Source organism: Phreatobacter sp., from assembly GCF_027532945.1.
Taxonomy (GTDB): Bacteria; Pseudomonadota; Alphaproteobacteria; order Rhizobiales; family Phreatobacteraceae; genus Phreatobacter.
Genome location: NZ_JAPZTZ010000004.1, coordinates 258465 through 281044, shown reverse-complemented (window position 1 = coordinate 281044; position 22580 = coordinate 258465). Strand labels below are relative to the sequence as shown.

The 22580-nt window shown below is 69.1% G+C and carries 18 protein-coding genes and 1 pseudogene; 17 read left to right on the top strand and 2 right to left on the bottom strand.

Annotated elements, in window-relative coordinates; all coding sequences use genetic code 11:
* The first annotated feature begins 182 nt into the window (after nt 1–182).
* The 5 genes from O9344_RS04070 to O9344_RS04050 all read left to right on the top strand — a co-directional run bounded on the left by O9344_RS04070 (nt 183) and on the right by O9344_RS04050 (nt 5750).
* On the top strand, nt 183–1388 hold the full coding sequence (locus O9344_RS04070; RefSeq protein ID WP_298473103.1) for an aminotransferase class V-fold PLP-dependent enzyme: 1206 nt from the start codon (nt 183–185) through the stop codon (nt 1386–1388).
* 182 nt (nt 1389–1570) lie between these two features.
* Nucleotides 1571–2251 (top strand): GntR family transcriptional regulator, encoded by a 681-nt coding sequence (locus tag O9344_RS04065; RefSeq protein ID WP_298473101.1) that lies wholly within the window; start codon nt 1571–1573, stop codon nt 2249–2251.
* A gap of 82 nt (nt 2252–2333) precedes the next feature.
* Nucleotides 2334–3341 (top strand): LLM class flavin-dependent oxidoreductase, encoded by a 1008-nt coding sequence (locus O9344_RS04060; RefSeq protein ID WP_298473098.1) that lies wholly within the window; start codon nt 2334–2336, stop codon nt 3339–3341.
* Between the two features lie 53 nt (nt 3342–3394).
* A complete protein-coding gene (locus tag O9344_RS04055; RefSeq protein ID WP_298473096.1) occupies nt 3395–4813 on the top strand; it encodes a protein adenylyltransferase SelO in 1419 nt (472 codons plus the stop codon).
* Nucleotides 4814–4835: 22 nt separating this feature from the next.
* On the top strand, nt 4836–5750 hold the full coding sequence (locus tag O9344_RS04050) for an FkbM family methyltransferase (protein WP_298473093.1): 915 nt from the start codon (nt 4836–4838) through the stop codon (nt 5748–5750).
* On the opposite strand, the gene O9344_RS04045 is transcribed toward O9344_RS04050, so the two are convergent.
* Entirely contained in the window at nt 5747–6334 is a 588-nt protein-coding gene (locus tag O9344_RS04045) for a biotin transporter BioY (protein WP_298473091.1), read from the bottom strand. The two genes, O9344_RS04050 and O9344_RS04045, sit on opposite strands and share 4 nt — an antisense overlap.
* 136 nt (nt 6335–6470) lie before the next feature.
* On the opposite strand from O9344_RS04045, the gene O9344_RS04040 reads away from it, so the two are divergent.
* A complete protein-coding gene (locus O9344_RS04040) occupies nt 6471–7382 on the top strand; it encodes an MBL fold metallo-hydrolase (RefSeq protein ID WP_298473090.1) in 912 nt (303 codons plus the stop codon).
* Nucleotides 7383–7570: 188 nt separating this feature from the next.
* Here the strand turns inward: O9344_RS04040 and O9344_RS04035 are convergent, their stop codons facing one another.
* Nucleotides 7571–8044 (bottom strand): Lrp/AsnC family transcriptional regulator, encoded by a 474-nt coding sequence (locus O9344_RS04035; RefSeq protein WP_298473088.1) that lies wholly within the window; start codon nt 8042–8044, stop codon nt 7571–7573.
* Nucleotides 8045–8175: 131 nt separating this feature from the next.
* Here O9344_RS04035 and O9344_RS04030 point away from each other — a divergent pair, with 131 nt between their 5' ends.
* From O9344_RS04030 to O9344_RS03980, 11 genes and pseudogenes are all read left to right on the top strand, one after another.
* Nucleotides 8176–8433, top strand: a complete 258-nt coding sequence (locus tag O9344_RS04030) for a DUF6356 family protein (protein ID WP_298473086.1) — start codon at nt 8176–8178, stop codon at nt 8431–8433.
* Between the two features lie 4 nt (nt 8434–8437).
* Nucleotides 8438–9208 (top strand): class II glutamine amidotransferase, encoded by a 771-nt coding sequence (locus tag O9344_RS04025; RefSeq protein WP_298473085.1) that lies wholly within the window; start codon nt 8438–8440, stop codon nt 9206–9208.
* Nucleotides 9209–9299: 91 nt separating this feature from the next.
* A complete protein-coding gene (locus tag O9344_RS04020; protein ID WP_298473083.1) occupies nt 9300–10307 on the top strand; it encodes an asparaginase in 1008 nt (335 codons plus the stop codon).
* A gap of 210 nt (nt 10308–10517) precedes the next feature.
* A complete protein-coding gene (locus O9344_RS04015) occupies nt 10518–11744 on the top strand; it encodes an ABC transporter substrate-binding protein (protein WP_298473082.1) in 1227 nt (408 codons plus the stop codon).
* A gap of 145 nt (nt 11745–11889) precedes the next feature.
* Entirely contained in the window at nt 11890–13791 is a 1902-nt protein-coding gene (locus O9344_RS04010; RefSeq protein ID WP_298473081.1) for an ABC transporter permease, read from the top strand.
* On the top strand, nt 13791–14582 hold the full coding sequence (locus O9344_RS04005; protein WP_298473080.1) for an ABC transporter ATP-binding protein: 792 nt from the start codon (nt 13791–13793) through the stop codon (nt 14580–14582). The genes O9344_RS04010 and O9344_RS04005 overlap by 1 nt, the downstream gene beginning before the upstream one ends.
* Nucleotides 14582–15310 carry an ABC transporter ATP-binding protein gene (locus O9344_RS04000; protein ID WP_298473079.1) on the top strand — a complete coding sequence of 243 codons (729 nt, stop codon included), beginning with the start codon at nt 14582–14584 and terminating at the stop codon, nt 15308–15310. The genes O9344_RS04005 and O9344_RS04000 overlap by 1 nt, the downstream gene beginning before the upstream one ends.
* Before the next feature lie 62 nt (nt 15311–15372).
* On the top strand, nt 15373–17412 hold the full coding sequence (locus tag O9344_RS03995; RefSeq protein WP_298473078.1) for a hydantoinase/oxoprolinase family protein: 2040 nt from the start codon (nt 15373–15375) through the stop codon (nt 17410–17412).
* Nucleotides 17409–19115 carry a hydantoinase B/oxoprolinase family protein gene (locus O9344_RS03990; RefSeq protein WP_298473077.1) on the top strand — a complete coding sequence of 569 codons (1707 nt, stop codon included), beginning with the start codon at nt 17409–17411 and terminating at the stop codon, nt 19113–19115. The genes O9344_RS03995 and O9344_RS03990 overlap by 4 nt, the downstream gene beginning before the upstream one ends.
* Nucleotides 19115–19978, top strand: a complete 864-nt coding sequence (locus O9344_RS03985; protein WP_298473076.1) for an FAD binding domain-containing protein — start codon at nt 19115–19117, stop codon at nt 19976–19978. The genes O9344_RS03990 and O9344_RS03985 overlap by 1 nt, the downstream gene beginning before the upstream one ends.
* Nucleotides 19978–22518, top strand: a pseudogene (locus O9344_RS03980) (molybdopterin cofactor-binding domain-containing protein); the annotation flags it as partial. The gene O9344_RS03985 and the pseudogene O9344_RS03980, both read left to right, overlap by 1 nt.
* Nucleotides 22519–22580 lie beyond the last annotated feature (62 nt).

Genomic DNA, 22580 nt, shown 5'->3' with positions numbered 1-22580 from the left:
GCGAGCCACCGCGACAAGCGGACGCGTCTCGCGTCTGCTTGTCGCTGTGGCGAGCCTCGAAGAACGCAATTGCGGCGTGCAGCTCATCCTCGTTCCTCTTGACTTGAATTTTGCATTCATTATTCATTCTGGCAAGAGGCCGAGCGCCAGAACCGGCGCCGCCCTGTCCCGAGGAGACCCCGATGGCCACCAATGCCCCCCGCGTCGCGGGCCGCCACTTCCTGCAGATCCCCGGCCCCTCGCCGGTTCCGGAGCGCATCCTCAGCGCCATCGCCCGGCAGACGATCGACCATCGCGGCCCGGATTTCGGCAAGCTCGGCCTGCGCGTCCTCGACGGCATGCGCACCATCTTCAAGACCAAGGGCCATGTGGTGATCTATCCGGCCTCGGGCACCGGCGCCTGGGAGGCGGCGCTGGCCAACACGCTCTCCCCCGGCGACAAGGTGCTGATGGTCGAGACCGGCCATTTCGCCACGCTGTGGAAGACCATGGCCGCCAAGCTCGGCGTCGAGGCGGTCTTTATCCCCTCCGACTGGCGCGCCGGCGCCGATGTCGCGGCCATCGAGGCGGCGCTGCGCGAGGACAAGACGCATGCGTTCAAGGCGGTCTGCGTCGTCCACAACGAGACCTCGACGGGCTGCACCTCGCGCATCGATGAAGTGCGCAAGGCCATCGACGCCGCCGGCCATCCGGCGCTGCTGATGGTCGACACGATCTCCTCGCTCGCTTCCGTCGACTATCGCCATGACGAATGGGGCGTCGACGTCACCGTCGCCGGCTCGCAGAAGGGCCTGATGCTGCCGCCCGGCCTGTCCTTCAATGCCGTGTCGGAGAAGGCGCTCGCCGCCTCCAAGACCTCGCGGCTGCCGAAGAGCTTCTGGGGCTGGGAGGAGATGATCGCCGCCGGCAAGTCCGGCTACTTCCCCTACACGCCGGCCACCAACCTGCTTTATGGCCTCGACGAGGCCATCAAGATGCTGCACGAGGAGGGCCTCGACAGCGTCTTCGCGCGGCACCTGCGCCATGGCGAGGCGACCCGCCGCGCGGTGGCGGCCTGGGGCCTTGAAAACCTCTGCACCAACCCGAAGCATTTCTCGCCGGTGCTCACCGCCGTCGTGATGCCTGAGGGCCATGATGCCGACAAGCTGCGCTCGGTGATCCTCGACGCCTTCGACATGTCGCTCGGCACGGGCCTGTCGAAGGTCGCCAAGAAGGTGTTCCGAATCGGCCATCTCGGCGACATCAACGACCTGACGCTGATCGGCACGCTGGCCGGCGTGGAGATGGGCCTCGGCCTTGCCGGGGTGCCGCATAAGGCCGGCGGCGTCGCCGCGGCCATGGCCTATCTCGCCGACAGCAAGCGCGAGGGCAGCGCCAAGGCGGCGTGAGCTTCCGCTGACCCTCTCCCCTCGTGGGAAAGGGTGGCTGCGGAGCAGCCGGGTAAGGGCTTTCAGGCGGATGAGGAGGCAGGCATGCGGCAGCACACGACAGTCGGATATGGCCCCCTCACCCGCCGCCTGACGGCGGCACCCTCTCCCACGGGGGGAGAGGGTTTGGACCGGGGGCGCCGATGAACGAGCATCCGCTGATCGCCCGCCGCTCGCTCGCGACCGAACTCGTCGGCCGGCTGCGCGACATGATCGTCGAGGGCACGCTGAAGGCCGGCGACAAGATCTCCGAGCCAGACCTCTGCGACCTCTTCGGCGTCTCCCGCACACCCTTGCGCGAGGCGCTGAAGGTGCTGGCGGCGGAAGGCCTCGTCGACCTGACGCCGAACCGCGGGGCGCGCGTCGCCCGCATCGCGCCGGAGGCGGTGGAGGAGCTCTTCCCCATCATGGGCATGCTGGAGGCGCTGGCCGGCGAACTCGCCTGCGCCCGCATGGGCGAGGATGATCTCGCCCGCCTCGAGGCCATGCATGGCGAGATGGTCGGCCACTGGCAGCGCGGCGAATGGGTTCCCTATTCGCGGCTCAACCGGCAGATCCACGAGGAGATCTTCCGCATCGCCGGGAATGCGACCCTCGCCGGGCTCTACCAGAACCTCATGGTGCGCATCCATGCGGTGCGCTTCGTTGCCCGCAAGAGCGCCGAGCGCTGGGCCGAGGCGGTCGAGGACCACGAGCGGATGATGGCGGCGATACGCCGGCGCGACGGCACCACGCTTTCGGCGCTGATGCGCGAGCACCTGCGCCACAAGGCGGATGTGGTGCACGAGGCGCTGGGCCAGCTCGGGTCCCCGGAGCAGGGCTGATCCCCGCCTTAGCCCCTCGCGCCGCCGCCAGTTCCACCTATCTTGAGGGACCGGTCACCGGACCTTGACCCCGGATGCTGCCATGACGAAGTTCTCGATCCTTGATCTCGCGCCCGTTCCCGAGGGCTCCACGCCCGGCGACGCGCTGCGCAACACCATCGACCTCGCCCGCAACGCCGACCGCCTCGGTTACAATCGCTATTGGCTCGCCGAGCACCACAACATGACCGGCATCGCCAGCGCGGCGACGGCGGTGGTGATTGGCCAGGTGGCGGCGGCCACCAGCCGCATCCGCGTCGGCGCCGGCGGCATCATGCTGCCGAACCACGCGCCCATGGTCATCGCCGAGCAGTTCGGCACGCTGGAGAGCCTGTTCCCCGGCCGTATCGACCTCGGCCTCGGCCGCGCGCCCGGCACCGATCAGCGCACGATGCGGGCGCTGCGCGTTGATCCGATGGAGGCCGACAACTTCCCCCAGGACGTGCTGGAGCTGCAGGCCTTCCTCGCCCCCGTCCAGCCGGGCCAGGCGATCCAGGCCGTGCCGGGAGCCGGCACCGAGGTGCCACTGTGGATCCTCGGCTCCTCGACCTTCGGCGCGCAGCTCGCGGCGATGCTGGGTCTCCCCTACGCCTTCGCCTCGCATTTCGCGCCCGACGCGCTGATGCAGGCGATGGCCATCTACCGGGCGAAGTTCGAGCCCTCGAAGCAGCAGGCGACCAGCTACGCCATGGCCGGCTGCAACGTGTTCCTCGCGCCGACAGACGAGGAGGCGCGCCGCCTCTTCACCTCGGCGCAGCAGCGCGCCGCCGGCATCTTCCGCGGCGTGCGCGGCCTGCTGCCGCCGCCCATCGACGACATCGAGAGCTTCTGGAGCCCGATGGAGAAGGCGCAGGCCTCGCGCATGCTGCATTTCTCCTTCGTCGGCTCGCCGGAGACGGTGCGGCGGGGGCTGGAGCGGTTCATCGCCGAGACGGGCGCGGACGAGCTCATGGTCGCCTCCGCCATCCACGACCATGCCAAGCGCGTGCGCTCCTACGAGATGCTGGCCGAGGTGGTGAAGGATCTTCAGGCGCAGCCGGCGGCGGCGTGAGCCGACGGGCCGCGATTGGACCTTTCCCCGCCGCCTTGGGCTATATCTGAACCATGACCTATCGCCCCGCGACGGCCCACACCGCCCTCGGCCCCGACTTCTTCGACGTCGTCGAACCCGCCCGATTCCCCCAGCATGTGCTGCGCTTCCGCAACCAGCGCTGGGCCGAGACCATGGGGCTCGGCGGGCTGAGCGATGACGCATGGATCGCCCATTTCGGCCGATTCCAGCCGCTTCCCGACAACATCCCGCAGCCGCTGGCGCTGCGCTATCACGGCCACCAGTTCCGCTCCTACAATCCGGAGATCGGCGATGGCCGAGGGTTCCTCTTCGCCCAGCTGCGCGACGGGGACAGCCGCCTGCTCGACCTCGGCACCAAGGGGTCGGGCCAGACGCCCTATTCGCGTTTCGGTGACGGCCGCCTCACCCTCAAGGGCGGCGTGCGCGAGGTGCTGGCCACCGCGCTTCTGGAGGCCTTCGGCGTTTACACCTCAAAATCCTTCTCACTGATCGAGACCGGCGAAGAACTGGTGCGCGGCGACGAGCCCTCCCCCACCCGCTCCTCGGTGCTGGTGCGGCTCTCCCACAGCCATGTGCGGTTCGGCACGTTCCAGCGCTGCCTCGCGTCCAATGACCAGGCCGGCATCGCCGCACTCGTCGGCCATTGCATCCGGAACTATCACCCCTCCGCCGCACGCGGCGGCGACGTCACCGAGGAGGCCCCGGCCCTGCTCGCGGCGATCGTCGCCGCGACTGGCTCGCTGGTGGCCGAATGGATGGCCGCCGGCTTCGTCCATGGCGTGCTCAACACCGACAACATGGTGGTGACGGGGGAGAGCTTCGACTACGGCCCCTGGCGCTTCCTGCCGCGCTACGAGCCGGGCTTCACGGCCGCCTATTTCGACCAGACCGGCCTCTATGCCTATGGCCGCCAACCAGGCGCCGTCGCCTGGAACCTCGAACGCCTCGCCGAATGCCTGACGTTGGTGGCCCCGGTTGCGGCGCTGGAGGAGGCGCTGAAGACCTATTCGACCGCCTTCTATGGGGGCCTTCGCCGCGTCGTCTGCGCTCGTCTCGGCCTTGCCCAGGCGGGCGAGGCGGCGGACGAAGAGCTGGTCGCCGCCCTGTTCCAGTTCCTCTTGAAATCGCAGGCGCCGTTCGAGCGGACCTTCTTCGACTGGCATGGCGGCCTCGACCGCCGCGCCTTTGCGCTGGCCGGGCCGAATGCGCCCTTCTACCAGGGCGAGGAATTCGCACGGCTGGAGGCGGCGCTCGCCCTCCACGAGCCGCTGCCGCGGAGCCCCGAGGCCGCCGCCTATTTCGACGGCGCGGGGCCGGCGACGCTCCTCATCGACGAGGTCGAGGCGCTCTGGGCGCCCATTGCCGAGCGCGACGACTGGTCGGCCTTCCACGCCAAGCTTGACCAGATCGAGACGGCGCGGAAGGCTCACGCCATCACGCCGGTCCGTTGACCACCGGCCGGGGAGACGATCGATGACCGACCAGCCGCCCCGCTTCTTCTCCTATGCCCAGAACCTCGAGGACTATCACCTCGCGCTGCTGCTCGCCGACGTGGAGCGCGGCTTCTATGTCGATGTCGGCGGCGGGCATGCGGTCGCCGACAATGTGTCGTTCTGGTTCTATGAGCGTGGCTGGCGCGGCATCGTGGTGGAGCCGCAGGCGGCAATCGCCGCCGCCTACCGGATCGTCCGTCCGCGCGATGTGACGGTGGAGGCCCTGTGCGGGGCCGACGCGGGCGAGGCCGTGCTGTTCCAGGCCGAGCGTTTCCACGGGCTGTCCACGACGGTCAGGCAGAACGCCGAGGCGGCCGGCGCTGCGGGTGTTGCGACCATCGAGCGGCGCCTGCCGGTAACGACGCTGGCCGCGCTGGCTGCCGCCCATGCACCGGGGACGATCGACTTCCTGAAGATCGACGTGGAGGGCGCCGAGGCGAGCGTGCTTGCCGGCAATGACTGGGCGCGCGTGCGGCCGAAGGTCGTGGTGGTGGAGGCGGTGGCACCCTGGACCATGGCGGACCGCTCCGCCGATTTCGCGCCGATCCTCACCGCCAACGGCTATCGCGACGTCTGGTTCGACGCGCTCAACCGCTTCTACCTCGCCGAGGAGGAGATGCACCGCGCCGCGCGCCTGCCGAAAGAGCCGACGCCCTGGGATGCGGTGCTGCATCTCGGCGAATATGGCCCGGCCCATCGCGACACCGGCCATCCCGACCATGCGCTGGCGATCCGGCTCGACCCGGACCTGCTGGGGCGTCTCGCGGTGATGGCCGAAGCGGAGCTTGGCCCCCGCCTGCCGCCGGGCATCGCGCCCGGCGAGGAAGCGACGCGGGCGGCGCTCGCCCGCATCGCCACGATGTTCGACGGCGGCTATGTCGTCGAGGAGGGTTAGGCCCTGAGGCGCGAGACGATCGCCCAGGCGGCCGGCATCAGCGCCGCGCCGAGCGCCGTCTTCACCAGGGTGCCGAGCGCGAAGGGCCACAGGCCGGCGGCCAGCAGCTTCGCGCCATAGCCGGTAAAGGTGCCGAGCCAGATTAGGCCGGGCACGAAGACGATGACATTGGCGAGCGCCATCGCGCCGAGGATCTTCGGCCAGGCCTTGTCCCAGCCGCGGTCAGCGGCGGCGCCGATGATGGCGGCCATCACGAGGAAGCCCACGAGGAAGCCACCGGTCGGGCCCATGAAGGGGGCGATGCCGACCGACCAGCCGGCGAAGACCGGCGCGCCGAGGAGGCCGGCGAGGAGATAGGCGCCGACGGTCGCGACGCCGAGGCGCAGGCCATAGGCGGCGGCGACGACGGAGATGGCGAGGGTCTGGAGCGTCAGCGGAACCGGCCAGAAGGGCACGCTCGCCTTGGCGCCGAGGGTGATCAGGCAGACGCCGCCGGCGACCAGGGCAAGGGAGCGGAGGGTCAGGCCCGGCAGGGCGGCCGCGCGGGTGGGCCAGAGGGTCGCGGCAATGGTCGCGTGGGACATGAGGAGAAAATCCTTCGTGGAGCTATGCCGTTGGGTCAGCTTGTCAATCCGACGCCGACGTGGTGGCTTGCCCCCCATAGCCCGCGACCTGCGGCATCGGCAAGGCGCCGGCTCACCCCGTTTCGACAGAGGCAGAATGGCCGAGGATATCCCCTTCGAGCGCGAGGACGCCGCCGTGCCGGGCCGGGTCGAGACGCTCTCGCCGCTGATCCGCCGCATCCTCTGCGACAATCCCGGCCCCTTCACCTTCAAGGGCACGGTGACCTATGTGGTCGGCACCGGCAGGGTGGCCATCATCGACCCCGGTCCGGATGATCCGCGACATGTCGCCGCCGTGCTCGACGCTGTGAAGGGCGAGACGGTGGAGGCGATCCTCGTCACCCACACTCACCGCGATCATTCCCCCGCAACGCCCGCCATCAAGGCCGCGACCGGCGCGCCGGTCTATGCTGAGGGGCCGCACCGCGCCGCGCGACCGCTCAATCTCGGCGAGACCAATGTTCTCGATGCATCCGGCGACAGGGATTTCGTGCCCGACATCGCGGTGAAGGACGGCGACGTGGTGGCCGGCACCGGCTGGACGCTCGAATCGGTGTTCACGCCCGGCCATACCGCCAACCACATGGCCTTTGCGCTCCGCGAAGAGCAGACCCTGTTCTCCGGCGACCATGTCATGGCCTGGTCGACCTCCATCGTCGCCCCGCCCGATGGTTCCATGGGCGACTTCATGGCCTCCCTCGACAAGCTGCGCGGGCGCGAGGAGACGCTGTTCTGGCCGGGCCATGGCGGGGCGGTGAAGGAGCCGGCGAAGTTCATGCGGGCGCTCGCCCATCACCGCCGGCTGCGCGAGGCTGCGATCATGAAGCGGCTCGGCCTCGGCGACCGGCAGATTCCGGACATCGTCACGGCGATCTACGAGGGGCTGGACCCGCGGCTCAAGGGCGCAGCCGGCCTGTCGGTCTTCGCGCATCTCGAAGACCTCTTGGCGCGGGGGCTCGTCGTCAGCGACGGCCCGGCCTCGCTGACGGGAGAGTTTCGCGCGGTCTGATGTGAGCGGCGGGCGGGCAAGCGGGCGCTCCTGTCGATCGCACCGGCCGTCCCGCGCGTCGTGCCCGGGCTTGTCCCGGGCATCCACGAATTCATGGGCAGGCGGTGTTCAAGCCGTGGATGCCCGCCACAAGGGCGGGCATGACGCGGAGAGGTTCCCGCGCTTCCGCTGATGTGCCTTGTTCACCCTCACACGAAATCCAGCGGCAGGGCCGTAACCTCCTTGATCTCCTCCATGACGAAGCTCGCCGAGACATCCTGCATCTCGATGCGGGCGGTGAGCTTCTTGTAGAGGCGGTCGTAGGCGGCGACGTTGGGCACGCGGGCGTGGAGGATGTAGTCGATGTCGCCGGCGGTGCGGTAGACGCCGAGGATCTCGGGAATGTCCTGCACCGCCGCACCGAAACGCGCCGCCCAGTCGGCGTCGTGGCGGGCGGTGCGCACGGCGATGAACACGGTGAGCTCGAGGTTCAGCCGCGCGGGATCGGCGAGGACGACGCGGGCGCGGATGATGCCCTCCTCCTCCAGCCGCTTCACCCGCCGCCAGCAGGCGTTGCGCGACAGGTTCACCCGCTCGGCGAGCTGCTCGATGGAGAGGGAGGCATCCTGCTGCATGATTCGCAGCAGCGCCTTGTCGGTTGAATCAAGGATCGTCTGGGACATCGTCCCATCAGAATATCGATCCGTGGGACAGTGTCCACTCAAGAACGGCTAATCCGGGGAGAATTGGGAACACCTCCCTGCCAGTCCGACCTATCATGCCGGCTACGCTTCGAACCCGGCGGAGTTCCCCCATGATCCAGCGCATCAAGACGGCCTTCCTCGCCCATCCGGAAGCGGTGAACGAGAGCTATTTCGAGCATATGGGCGCTGCGCTGCGCTATGCCGGCACCTTCGCCTTCTGCGCCTTCTGCGCGCTGGTCCACGCCTTCCTGCCCTTCCTGTTCGAGAAGACCGCCTCGACCATCGTCAAGAAGATGGTGGCCGACATGAATGCGCGGATGGCCGCGCCGCAGGGCCAGGTGGCGCCGGGCGCGCAAGCCGCCGAGTAACGTCATGTGCCGCTGGATGGCCTATGCCGGCGAACCGGTTTTCGTCGACGAATTGCTGTTCCAGCCCTGTCATTCCCTCATCGAGCAGAGCCGGCGAGCCCATGAGGCCAAGACCGGCGTCAATGCCGACGGGTTCGGCGTCGGCTGGTATGGCGAGCGCGCCGTGCCCGGCGTCTTTCGCGACATCATGCCGGCCTGGTCGGACGAGAACCTCCGGGCCCTGGCCCATCAGGTCCGCACCCGCCTCTTCCTCGCCCATGTGCGCGCCTCCACCGGCTCGCCGACCAGCCGGGTGAACTGCCACCCTTTCAGCGGCGGGCGCTGGCTCTTCGTCCATAACGGCCAGATCGGCGATTTCGCGCGGGTGCGCCGCCAGCTGGAAGCGCTGGTGCCAGACGAGCTTTATGCCGAGCGGCAGGGCGCGACCGATTCCGAACTCGTCTTCCTCTTGATGCGCGCCCACGGGCTGGAGCGCGATCCGGTGGCGGCGACCCGCTCGACACTGGCGACGATCCTCTCGGCCATGGCCGCAAGCGGGTCCAACGCACCACTGCGCTTCACCGCCTGCTTCACCGACGGCGAGACCATCCATGCCTGCCGCTTCTCCTCCGACGACAAGCCGCCGACGCTCTATTGCGGCCGAGCGGCGGGCGGCTGGCTCGTCGTCTCAGAACCGCTCGACATGGAGGGCGGACGCTGGACCGTGGTGCCACCGAGCCACTGGGTGACGCTGAAGGGCGCGGGGCCGGTGGTGGAGCCCTTCGCCCTGCACTGAGACGACGCAAGGCGGGGGCAGGCTGAAGGGGCTGGCGAAGCCTCGCCGGCCTGCTAGGAATGCCGCCCCGCATCTCACACCGAGCCGTGCCATGTCCCTCAGCGATCCAATCCTCGTCGAAGTGCTGCGCGGCGACAGCGTCGAATGCGTCCATCGCGGCGCGGCGGTGGTCTGCGACGCGGCCGGACGCGTCGTCTTCTCGGTCGGCGACATCGCGCAGGCAATCTATCCGCGCTCGGCCATCAAGGCGCTGCAGGCGCTGCCGCTGGTGGAGAGCGGGGCCGCCGACCGCTTCGGCTTCGGCAACGCGGAACTCGCGCTCGCCTGCTCCTCCCATTCCGGCGAGCCGCGCCATGCCGAGACCGCCGCCGCCATGCTGGCCAAGGCCGGCCTCACGGAGGGAAGCCTCGAATGCGGCGCGCACTGGCCCTCGGGCGCGGCGGCGACGCACGGTCTCGCCCGCTCCGGTGGGAAGCCCTCGGCGCTCCATAACAATTGCTCGGGCAAGCATTCCGGCTTCGTCTGCTTCGCCTGCCAGGAGGGCATCGACCCGACCGGCTATGTCGGCATCGACCACAAGGTGCAGCGCTTCGTCGCCGAAGCGGTGGGCGAGGTCACCGGCCATCGGCTCGACCGCGACACGGCCTTCGGCATCGATGGCTGCTCCATCCCGACCTTCGCCGTGCCGTTGCAGAAACTCGCCCACGGCTTTGCGAAACTCGCGACGGGCGAGGGCGTCGGGCCCGAGCGGGCCAAGGCCTTCGCAAGGCTGCGGGCGGCCTGCGCCGCCGAGCCCTTCATGGTCGCGGGTTCGGGGCGCTTCTGCACCGATGTCATGGGCCTCTTCGGCGAGCGGGTCTTCGTCAAGACCGGCGCCGAGGGCGTGTTCTGCGCGGCGCTGCCCGGCCAGGGCCTCGGCGTCGCCTTGAAATGCCTCGACGGCGCCTCCCGCGCCAGCGAGGTGATGATGGCGACGCTCATCGCCAGGCTCGTGCCCATGGACGAGGCAGAAACTGCCAAATTCCAGCGCTTCGTCACCCCTGTGATGAAGAACTGGAATGGGATCACCGTCGGCGGCCTGCGTCCGACTTTCTCGTAAGTCACTGCGATATCGAAATAATCTTCCACCCCCACGCCTGCGACACCGGCGTGGGGCGCTCTCTGCATGAATTCCAAAAAAGCCTCTTGCCAGCCCTTGGGGACGCGGTATCGTTCGTCCACGAATGATCTTCCGCAAAACAAAAAACTGGAAGATCGGCCGGAGGTGGAATGGATGGCCCCCGCCATCCGCATCCAGGGGAGATTTGTCATGCCGAAGCTTGATCTGTCGCGTCGGACCATGGTGGGCGGCCTCGCCGCCACCGGTATCGCCCTGTCGTCCCGCACCGCGCCCGCGCAGGGCGCTCCGGTGCGGATCGGCGAGCTGAATTCCTACAGCCGCATGGCGGCCTTCGCCGTTCCCTACCGCAATGGCATGCAGCTCGCCGTCGAGCAGATCAATGCCGCCGGCGGCCTTGCCGGTCTCGGCGGCCGGCCGCTGGAGATCATCTACCGTGACGACGGCTCGACGCCGGGTGACGCGGTGCGCGTCGCCGAGGAGCTCGTCACCCGCGAGAACGTCACCTTCATCGCCGGCGCCTTCCTGTCGAATGTGGGCCTGGCGCTCGCCGACTTCGCCAACCAGAAGAAGGTGCTCTATCTCGCCACCGAGCCGCTCACCGACGCGCTCACCATGGGCAGCGGCAACCCCTACACGTTCCGCGTCCGCCCCGGCACCTACATGCAGACCAAGATGCTGGTCGATGCCGCCAAGGACAAGGGCGTGAAGCGCTGGGCCGTCGTGGCCCCGAACTACGAGTACGGCCAGTCGGCGGTCGCTGCCTTCAAGCGCCTGATGGGTGCGGCGGTGCCGGGCTTCGAGGTCGTCGCCGAGCAGTTCCCGGCGCTTGGCCGCGTCGATGCCGGCGCCACCGTCGGCGCGCTCGCCCAGAGCCGCCCGGACGGCATCTTCAACGTGCTCTTCGGTGCCGACCTCACCGCCTTCGTCCGCGAGGGCAACACCCGCGGCCTGTTCGAGCGCCGCACCGTGGTGAGCCTGCTCACCGGCGAGCCGGAATATCTGCTGCCGCTCGGCGACGAGACGCCGGATGGCTGGATCGTCACCGGCTATCCGCCGGAGCAGGTCACGACCCACGGCCACCCCGCCTTCGTCACCGCCTACAAGGCGAAGTTCAACGACACGCCGCGCCTCGGCTCGGTGCTGGGCTATGTCGTGCCCTTCATGATCCGCGACATGTTCAACAAGGCGAAGTCCACCGAGACGCCCGCGATGATGGAGGCCTTCAAGGGCCTCACCACGCAGACGATCTGCGGCCCCGTCACCATGCGCGCCGTCGACCAGCAGTCGACGCTCGGCGCCTGGGTCGGCGAGACGACGCTGCAGGGCAAGCTGCCGACCATGAAGAACTTCCGCTACGTGGACGGCGCCGACGTCATGTTCCCCGAGGCCGAGGTCCGCGCCGCGCGCAAGATCTGATCCGGCGGGGGCCAGCGCCCCCGAAGCCCCTCACCCGCCCGCAGCCGCGGGCACCCTCTCCCGCAAGGGGAGAGGGACCAAGGACACCGGGCCGCGACCTTCGTCGCGACCCCGCTCTGAACGCTTGCGCCGCGAGCCGCCCCCGATGGATCTCTCCTTCGTCGTCATCCAGGCCCTGTCGGGATTGGCCAGCGCCTCGGCGCTGTTCGTCATCGCATCGGGCCTGACGATCGTCTTCGGGGTCACCCGCATCGTGAACTTCGCCCACGGCTCGTTCTACATGCTCGGCGCCTATATGGCGGTGACCATCGTCCCCTGGCTGCTGCAGTTCGACCGCTCGCCGACGCTCTTCTTCGTCGGCGTCATCGCCTCGGCCATGGTCGTCGGCATCCTCGGCGTGATCATGGAGCTTGTCCTGCTGCGCCGCATCTACAAGGTGCCGGAGCTGTTCCAGCTGCTGGCGACATTCGGCGTGGTGCTGATCGTCCAGGACGTGGTGCTGAAGATCTGGGGCCCGGTGGACATTACCGGCCCGCGCGCGCCCGGCATGCGGCATGGCATCGAGATCCTCGGCCAGCGCTTTCCGGCCTATGAGATGTTCCTCATCTTCGTCGGCCCGGCGGTGCTCGGCCTGCTGCTCCTCATCATGCACAAGACGCGCTTCGGCGTGCTGATCCGCGCCGCCACGCAGGACCGCGAGATGGTCGGCGCGCTCGGCGTCAACCAGGCCATGCTGTTCACCGGCACGCTGTTCCTCGGCGCCTTCCTCGCCGGGCTCGGCGGGGCGCTGCAGATCCCGCGCCTGCCGGCCAATACCGGCATGGATCTTTCCATCATCACCGAGGCCTTCGTCGTCACCGTCATCGGCGGCATGGGCTCGGTGCCAGGTGCCTTCATCGCGGCGCTGATCATCAAGATGCTCGAGGCCTTCGGCATCCTCATCTTCCCGAAGATCACCCTCGTCCTCGTCTTCCTGCTGATGGCGGTGGTGCTGGTGGTCAAGCCCTGGGGCCTGCTCGGCAAGCCGGAGGTCGCCTCGGGCCGCGCCGTCCTTCCCGAGGGCATTCTCAACCTCAAGGCCTTCACCCGCACGGAGGCGCTGGTCTGGATCGGCCTCGCCGCCGCCCTGCTGCTCGTCCCGGTCTTCGGCGACACCTACAAGGTGAAGGTCGGCATCGAGATCATGGTCTTCGCGCTCGCCGCCTTCTCGCTCAACCTGCTCATCGGCAATGGCGGCATCGTCTCCTTCGGCCATGCTGCCTATTTCGGCGTCGGTGCCTATGCGGCGGGCCTCTTGGTCACCGGTCCGCTCAAGGCGCCGATGGAGCTGGCGCTGGTCGTCGCACCCGTCGCCGGCGGCCTTGCCGCAGCGCTGTTCGGCTATTTCATCGTGCGCCTGTCCGGCATCTACCTCGCCATGCTGACGCTGGCCTTCGCCCAGATCACCTATGCGATCTGCTTCCAGTGGGTGGAGGTGACGGGCGGCGACAATGGCGTCGTGGGCGTCTGGCCGTCGCGCTGGGCCGCCTCCCGCGAGGTCTATTTCTACGTGGTCGCGGCCCTGTCGCTGACGACCATCCTCGCGCTCCGGCACCTGTTCTACACGCCCTTCGGCTACACGCTGCGCGCCGCGCGCGACAGCGCAACCCGTGCCGATGCCATCGGCATCGACGTGAAGACCCATCGCTGGCTCGCCTTCATCGTGGCGGGCGCGGCGGCGGGCCTTGCCGGCGCGCTCTACTCCTTCTCCAAGGGCTCGATCGACCCGACGATGATCTCCATCAGCATGTCCATCGACTTCCTGATGATGATCCTCACCGGCGGCATCCAGACGGTGATGGGCCCGCTGGTCGGCACCGCAGTCTTCCACTCGGTGAAGGACTTCTTCATGCCGCTCACCGACTTCTGGCGCTTCTTCCTCGGCGTCTCGATCATCGCCATCGTGCTGATCTTCCCGAAAGGCATCGTCGGCGCCATCGACTCGCTGCGCGAGCGCATGGGTCGCGGACCTGCGCCCCAGCCCAAGCCCGCCGGGGAGGCTGCGTGATGGCGCCGCTCCTTTCCGTCTCCGGCCTCGAGAAGCGCTTCGGCGGCGTCACCGCCGGCAAGAACGTCACCTTCAGCCTTGATGCCGGCGAGATGCTCGCCATCATCGGCCCCAATGGTGCCGGCAAGTCGACGACCTTCAACATGGTCGGCGGACAGCTGAAACCCGATGCCGGCAGCATCGTGCTGGCGGGCGTCGACATCACTGGCAAGCCGCCGCGCGAGGTCTGGCGCCTTGGGGTGGGGCGCACCTTCCAGATCGCCCAGACCTTCGTGTCGATGAGCGTCGTCGAGAACGTGCAGATGGCGCTGATCTCGCACCATCACCAGACGCGCGCCGTGACCTCGGCGGCGACGCACCTGCACCGCGAGGCGGCGCTCGCCTTCCTCGCCCGTGTGGGCATGGCAGAGATGGCGGACCGGCCTGTCAACGAGCTCGCCTATGGCGATGTGAAGCGGGTCGAACTCGCCATCGCGCTCGCCTCCGAGCCGAAGCTGCTGCTGATGGACGAGCCGACCGCCGGCATGGCGCCGAAGGAGCGCACCGCACTGATGCAGCTGACCTCGGACATCGCCCGCGCCCATGGCATCGGCGTTCTCTTCACCGAACACGACATGGACTCGGTCTTCGGCCACGCCGACCGCATCCTCGTGCTGGTGCGCGGCGAGATCATCGCCGCCGGCACGCCCGACGATGTTCGCTCCAACCAGCGCGTGAAGCAGGTCTATCTTGGCGAGGCCGGGGCGCAGGCCGCGCTCAAGGCCCGCCGCCAGGCCGTGGGAGCGCACTGATGTCGGCGCCCTCCACCACCATCCTCGAAACCCGCGGCCTCGCCGCCGCCTATGGCCATGCGCAGGTGCTGTTCGGCGTCGACGTGACGCTGCGCGCCGGCGAGGTCGTGGCACTGATGGGCCGCAACGGCGCGGGCAAGTCGACCACCCTCAAGGCCATCATGGGCCTCGTCCCGGCCAATGGCGGCACGGTCACCTTCGAGGGCCAGAACGTCACGGGCTGGCAGCCCTTCCGCATCTCCCGGCTCGGCCTCGGCTATGTGCCGGAGGAGCGGCGCATCTTCACCGACCTGACGGTCTATGAGAATCTGGAGGTCGGGCGGAAGGCGGCCGCCGGGGCGCCGGGCAAGGAGCCCTGGTCGCTCGACCGGCTCTTCGCCATCTTCCCCAATCTCGCGGAGATGAAGGGGCGGCGCGCCTCGGCGATGTCGGGCGGCGAGCAGCAGATGCTGACGATCGCCCGCACGCTCATGGGCAACCCGCACGCGGTGCTGCTCGACGAGCCCTCCGAGGGCCTCGCGCCGGTCATCGTCGAGCAGATGGCCGATGCGGTCCTCGCCATGAAGGCCCAGGGCATCGCCGTGCTGCTGTCGGAGCAGAACCTCTATTTCGCCTCCGCCGTGTCGGACCGCGCCTATGTCATCGAGAAAGGCGCCATCCGCTACGAGGGGACGACCGAGGACCTCGAGGACAATGACGAGGTCCGCGAGGCCTATTTGAGCGTGTGATCACGGCTGCGGGTGCCTCGCCGCGCCCGCACCGTTCGTAGACGAATGAAACGGAGAATGATGTGAGGCGTGTTGCCGGCATCGACGTGGGAGGCACCTTCACCGACCTGCTCCTGACCGAGCAGGACGGAGGAAGCGTCACCGTCAGGCTCGCCAAGGTGCCAACGAGCATCGCCAACCAGGCGGTGGGCGTGGTGAAGGCGATCGAGGCGGCCGGCGTCAGCCCTGCCGATCTCGACCTCATCATCCATGGCACCACGGCCACCACCAATGCGGTGCTGGAGCGCAAGGTCGCCAAGGTGGGCCTCATCACCACCGAAGGCTTCCGCGACATCCTCGAGCTCGGCCGGCGCACCCGGCCGCGCGCCTACGGCATGACCGGCACTTTCGAGCCGCTGATCGAGCGACCGTTCCGCCGCGAGGTCGCCGAGCGCATGAACGCACAGGGCGAGGTGGTCACCCCGCTCGATGAGGCGGCGGTGAAGCGCGAGGCGGAGGCGCTGGCGGCGGCGGGCTGCGAGGCCATCGTCGTCCACTTCCTGCATTCCTATTCCAACCCGGCCCATGAGCTGCGGGCCGGCGAGATCGTCCGGAGCGTCTGGCCCAACGCCTATGTGACGCTCGGCCATGCGCTGCTGTCCGAGTATCGCGAGTACGAGCGCGGCACGACGGCGAGCGTGAATGCCGCGGTGCAGCCGATCCTCGACCGCTATGTGCAGCGGCTGCAGGGCGACCTCTCGGCCAAGGGCTTTGGCCGCGACCTCCTCGTCATGAATGGCAATGGCGGCACGGTGCCGGCGAATGTCGTCGCCCGCGAGGCGGCGAAGACGGTGATGTCGGGTCCTGCCTCCGGCGTCATGGCGGCGGCGGCGACGCTCGCCCAGTCGGGCCTGACCAATGCCATCACCTATGACATGGGTGGCACCTCCACCGACGTGGCGCTGATCCATGGCGGCATTCCCGAAGTCTCGGCGGAGCTGACCATCGACTATGGCCTGCCGATCCACCTGCCCATGGTGGATGTGCGCACGGTCGGCGCCGGCGGCGGCTCCATCGCCTCGGTGAACGCGGCCGGTATGTTGCAAGTCGGACCCCATTCGGCCGGCTCGGAGCCGGGGCCGATCTGCTATGGCCGCGGCGGCACGCGCCCGACCATCACCGACGCCAATCTCGTGCTCGGCCGGCTCGATCCCGACCGGCTGACGGCGGTGCAGGCCAAGGTCTCGCTCGCCGACATCCGCGCCATCTTCGAGCGCGACCTGGCGAAGCCCCTCGGCATGAGCATCGAGGAGGCGGCAGCCGCCGTCATCCGCCTCGGCAATGTCCATATGTCCGGCGCCATCCGCATGGTGTCGCTGTCGCGCGGCTACGACCCCCGCGACTTCGTTCTCTTCGCCTTCGGCGGCGCGGGGCCGCTCCATGCCGTGGCGCTCGCCCGCGAGCTCGGCATTCCCGAGGTGCTCGTGCCGGCGCGGCCGGGCCTCACCAATGCACTGGGCTGCCTCGTCGCGGACCTCCGCCAGGACCGGGTGAACACGGTCAACAAGCCGCTCGACCAGGTCGATATGGACGAGGTGAAGCGGCTGATGACGGCGCAGCGCGACGGCGCCCTCGCCGTGGTCGCGGCCGAGGCGGCGGAAATCGAGGAGACGGTCGTCATCCATGGCGCGGACATGCAGTTCCGCGGCCAGACCCATCTCATCCGCGTGCCGCTCGCCTCGCCCGACGTGACGCGCGAGGACATCCAGGCGGCCTTCGAGGCGGCCTATTTCCACCGGTTCCAGGTGCGGCTGCCGGAGATCCGGGCCGTGCTGGTCAATCTCGTGACCTCGGTGATCGGCCGCAGGCGCGCCTTCCCGCTGGCGAGCCTGCTCGACGCTTCGGCGCGGGCGGCGGATGTCGCTGGCGCGGTCATCGGCGAGCGGCAGGTCCATGCCGACGGGCGCTGGTGGCCGGCCAAGGTCTATGCCCGCGACGCGCTTCCGGTGGGCGCGACCATCACGGGTCCCGCCATCGTGCAGCAGATCGACGCGACGACGGTGATCGAACCCGGCGCGGTGGCGACCGTCGATGCCATCGGCAATCTCAGGGTGAAGGCATGACGATCCAGACCCCGCCCCCTGCCATCGACGCGCTGACCCTCGCCGTCATCCAGGCCGGCCTGCAGCAGGTCTGCAACGAGATGGACATCGCCTTCTCGCGCTCGGCCTTCTCGCCGGTCATTGCCGAGGCCGACGACCGCGCCGACGGCATCTATGACCGCGACACCGGCGCGCTGATCGCCCAGGGCGAATATGGCCTCCCCGTTTTCGTCGGCACGATGCAGCACTCAACCGGCCATATCATCCGCCTCATCGGCGAGGGAAAGGCCGGCAAGCCGGAGCCCGGCGACATCTACATCGTCAACGACCCCTATCTCGGCGGCACGCATCTCATGGACGTGCGCTTCGCCAAGCCGGTCTTTGTCGAGGGCCAACTGTTCTGCTGGCTGCAGAACACCGGCCATTGGCCCGACATTGGCGGCATGGTGCCCGGCGGCTTCTCGGCCCATGCGACCGAGGTCGAGCAGGAGGGCCTGCGCCTGCCGCCGGTGAAGCTGTTCAAGCGCGGCGAGATGGACCCGGAGATCTTCGCCATCATCTCCTCCAACATCCGCATCGCCGACCAGCGCATCGGCGACATCAAGGCCCAGGCCGCAGCCCTGCTCGTCGGCGAGACGCGTCTCATGGACCTCGTCACGAAATATGGGGCTGCGACCCTGGACGAGGCGATCCGCCAGATCCGCGCCCGCTCGGCCGAGCGGATGCGGGCGGAGATCCGCGCCATCCCCGACGGGGTTTACGAGGCCGAAAGCTTCGTCGACTCGGACGGCGTCGTGAACGAGCCGCTGCGCATCGCCCTCACCGTCACCAAGACGGGCGAGACGATGACGTTCGACTTCTCGCGCTCCTCGCCGCCCTGCCAGGGGCCGATGAACTCGGTCTTCGCCACCACCTGCTCGTCGGTCTATCTCGGCGTGAAGCACATCTTCCCCGATGTGCCGATCAATTCCGGCGCCTTCGAGCCGCTGACCATCCTCAAACCCGAGGGCACCTTCCTCGACGCGCAATATCCGCGCCCGGTCTCGGGCTGCGCGGCGGAGGTCTCGCAGCGCATCGCGGAAGCGGTGTTCCTCGCCCTCGTCCAAGCCATCCCCGACAAGGTGACGGCGGCCCCCGCCGGCACCTCCGGCAACTTCGCGCTGGGCGGCTTCGACCCGGCGAAGAAGGCCGGTTACGTCATGTACCAGATCACCGGCGGCGGCTATGGCGGCAACATCGCCCATGACGGCCTGACCAATGGCTGCTCGACCATCGGCATCTCCAAGACCGCGCCGGTCGAGGTGATGGAGCAGTACTATCCGGTCCTGTTCCGCCGCTTCGCGCTCAGAGAGGGCTCGGGCGGCGCCGGCAAGGCGCGCGGCGGCTTCGGGGTGCATTACGAGGTCGAATTGCTGCGCGGCGAGGCCCGCGCCTCCTTCGTCATGGATCACGGCCGCTTCGGCCCACCGGGCGTGCTCGGCGGCAAGGACGGTGCGCCGAACGTCGTGAAGATCCACCGCGGGAGCGAGACGACGATCCCCGAGCATTTGTCCAAGGACCAGGGCCTGAGGATCCGCGCCGGCGACCGCGTCGAGGTCATGACGCCGGGCGGCGGCGGCTATGGCGATCCGGCGAAGCGCGATCCGGCGGCCATCGCCCGCGATGTCGCGCGCGGCTACTACACGGCGGCCGAGGCCGAGGCGCTGTGGGGCTGGAGGGGCTGATGCGCTATTTCCGACCGACCAGCCTCGACGAGGCCATCGCCATTAAGGCGGCGCAGGACGTCACCGTGCTCGCAGGTGGCACCGACGTCTATCCGGTGCGCACGGCACGGCGGGCCTGGGGCGATCCCGCCCACAAGCCGATCCTCGACATTACCGCCATTCCCGGCCTCCGGGGCATCACCGAGGAGACCTGCGGCTGGCGCCTCGGCGCGCTCACCACCTGGAGCGATCTCGCTGCCGCCGACCTGCCGCCGCTCTTCGACGGCTATCGACGCGCCGCGCGCGAGGTCGGGGGATTGCAGGTGCAGAACCTCGGCACGCTCGCCGGCAATCTCGTCACGGCATCGCCGGCCGGCGACGGCATCCCGAACCTTATGGCGCTGGACGCCGTGGTGGAGGTCGCCGGCCAGGGCGGCACGCGCACCCTCCCCGTCCAGGCCTTCTCCACCGGCTATCGCAGCACGGCGCTCACCGCCGACGAGATCGTTACCGCGCTGATCGTGCCGAAGCTCGACGGCGCCCGCTCGACCTTCCTGAAGCTCGGTGCCCGCAAATATCTCGTCATCTCGATCGCCATGGTCGCGGCGGTGGTCGCCACCGACGAGGCTGGCACCATCACCGCCGCGCGGATTGCGGTCGGCGCCTGCTCCGCCGTGGCGCAGCGGCTGTCCGCGCTGGAATCCGCCCTCATCGGCAAGCCCCTTGCGAGCGCTGCCGGCCTCGTGAGCGCCGACCACCTCGCCGCGCTCAACCCCATCGACGACGTGCGCGCCAGCGCCGCCTATCGCCGCGTGGCAGCCGAAACGCTGGTCCGCGACGCGCTGGCCGACCTTGCCTCCCCCGCTGCCCGGAGGGCCGCCTGATGCTCGACCGTCCCGCAGAGACGACCGTCACGCTCACCGTCAACGGCACGGACCATCAGGTCGCCGCCGCGCCCTTTGCCAGCCTCGCCGACACGCTGCGCGAGGGCCTGGGGCTCACTGGCACGAAGATCGGCTGCGACGCCGGCGATTGCGGCGCCTGCACTGTCCTGATGGATGGCGCGCAGGTCTGCGCCTGCCTCGTCGCCACGGCGCAGGCGGAGGGCCGCGCCATCACCACGATCGAGGCCGCCGATCCGCTCATCGACCGGCTGCGCGCCGCCTTCCTCGCCGAGGGCGCGGCCCAGTGCGGCATCTGCACGCCCGGCATGATCATGGCGGCGGCGGATCTGCTGGCGCGCAACCCCTCCCCCACCCGCTCGGACATAGAGGACGGCATCGGCGGCGTGCTCTGCCGCTGCACCGGCTACGCCAAGATCATCGAGGCCATCGATGCCGTGGCGCGCGGCGCCAATGCCTATGCGCCGGTGGCGGAAGCGGGCTGCGCGGTCGGCACCCGCATCGCCCGCGCCGACGGGTTGCCGAAGGTTGAGGGCACCGACCGCTTCGGCGCGGATTTCGCGCCCGAGGGTGCCTTGTGGATGCGCGCCGTGCGCTCGCCCCATGCCCGCGCCCGCTTCACCCTCGGCGACCTTGCCGCAGTGAAAGCCGCCCATCCCGGCCTCGAGGCGATCCTTACGGCCGCCGATATCCCAGGCGCCAATTCCTTCGGCATCTTCCCGACCATCAAGGACCAGCCTGTGCTGGCGCCGGGTTTCGTGCGCTATCGCGGCGAGGCCATCCTCGCTCTTGTCGGCACGCGCGAAGCGGTGGAGGGCATCGCCGATGCCGAATTGCCGATCAGCTGGGAGGTCGAACCCGCCCTGATCGGTGTCGAGGCGGCGCTGGCCGAGGGCGCGACGCCGCTCCATGCCAACATCCCCGACAATGTGCTGACCCGCGGCTATCTCGAGACCGGCGACGTCACTGAGGGCCACAGGCTGGGCGCCGCCACCGCCGAGGGGCGCTTCCGCACCGGCTTCGTCGAGCATGCCTATATCGAACCGGAAGCGGGCTACGCCGTGAGGGTTGGAGATCGGGTGGAGGTGACCGCCTGCACCCAGGCCGCGGTGATGGACCAGGAGGAGGTCGCCCGCGTCGTCGGCGTGCCGATGGCGCAGGTGCGAATCATCCCCACCGCCTGTGGCGGCGGCTTCGGCGGCAAGCTCGACGTCTCCATCCAGCCGCTGATCGCGGTGGCCGCCTGGCTGACCAAGAAGCCCGTGCGCATCGTCTATTCGCGCACCGAGAGCATGGCCTCCACCACCAAGCGCCATCCTTCCAAGATCCATGCCCGCATGTCGGCGGACCGGGAAGGTCGGTTCACCGCCTATGAGATGACCGGCGACTTCAACACCGGCGCCTATGCCTCCTGGGGTCCGACGGTCGCGAACCGCGTGCCGGTCCATGCGACCGGCCCCTACAAGGTGCCGCATGTGCGCAACGCCACCCGCGCCGTCCACACCAACGAGGTGCCGGCGGGCGCCTTCCGCGGCTTCGGCGTGCCGCAGGCGGCGATCGCCGGCGAGACGCTGATCGACGATCTCGCGGAGAGCCTCGGCCTCGACCGCTGGCAGATCCGCCGCATCAACGCCATCGGCCATGGCGATCGCACGCCCACGGGACAGGTGCTGCATGCTTCCGCCGGCCTTCCCGAGTGCCTCGATGCGGTGAAGGCCGAGTATGACCAGCTCATGGCCGGGGCCGCCGCGCACAATGCGAAGGGCGGCCGCATGGCCCGCGGCGTCGGCGTCGCCTGCATGTGGTACGGCTGCGGCAATACCTCCATGTCCAACCCGTCGAAGATGCGGATCACGCTCACCCGCGACGGGCGGCTGACCTTCCTCAATGGCGCGGTGGATATCGGCCAGGGCTCGTCCACCGTGCTGCTGCAGATCGCGGCGGATGCGCTGGGCCTGCCGCCGCAGGCCTTCGGCTTCGTGGTCGGCGACACCGACAGGACCTTCGACGCCGGCAAGACCTCGGCCTCGCGCCAGACTTTTGTCTCCGGGAACGCCGCCAAACTTGCGGGAGCGGACCTCAGGGCGAAGATCCTGGCGCTGGCCAATGCCGGTCCCGCCGCACGTTTGGCGCTCGAAGGGTCGCGCCTGACGGTAGAGGACGGCGAGGCGAGCCGGGTCATCGACTTGGCCACGCTCGCCGAAGACGCGGCCGGCATCGTGCTGATGGGCGATGGCGAGTATGACCCGCCGACCACCGCGCTCGATGCCAAGGGCCAGGGCATTCCCTACGCGACCTATGGCTTTGCCGCGCAGGTGGCGGAAGTGGAGGTCGACCGGCTGCTCGGCACGGTGAAGGTCACCCGCATCGTCGCCGCCCATGATGTCGGCCGTGCCATCAACCCGACGCTGACCGAGGGCCAGATCCATGGCGGCATCGCCCAAGGGCTCGGGCTGGCGCTGATGGAGGAATATCTCCCCGGCCGCACCGAGAACCTGCACGACTACCTCATCCCCACCGCAGGCGACGTGCCGGAGATCCGCATTCACCTGATCGAGGACCCGGAGCCCGAGGGGCCGTTCGG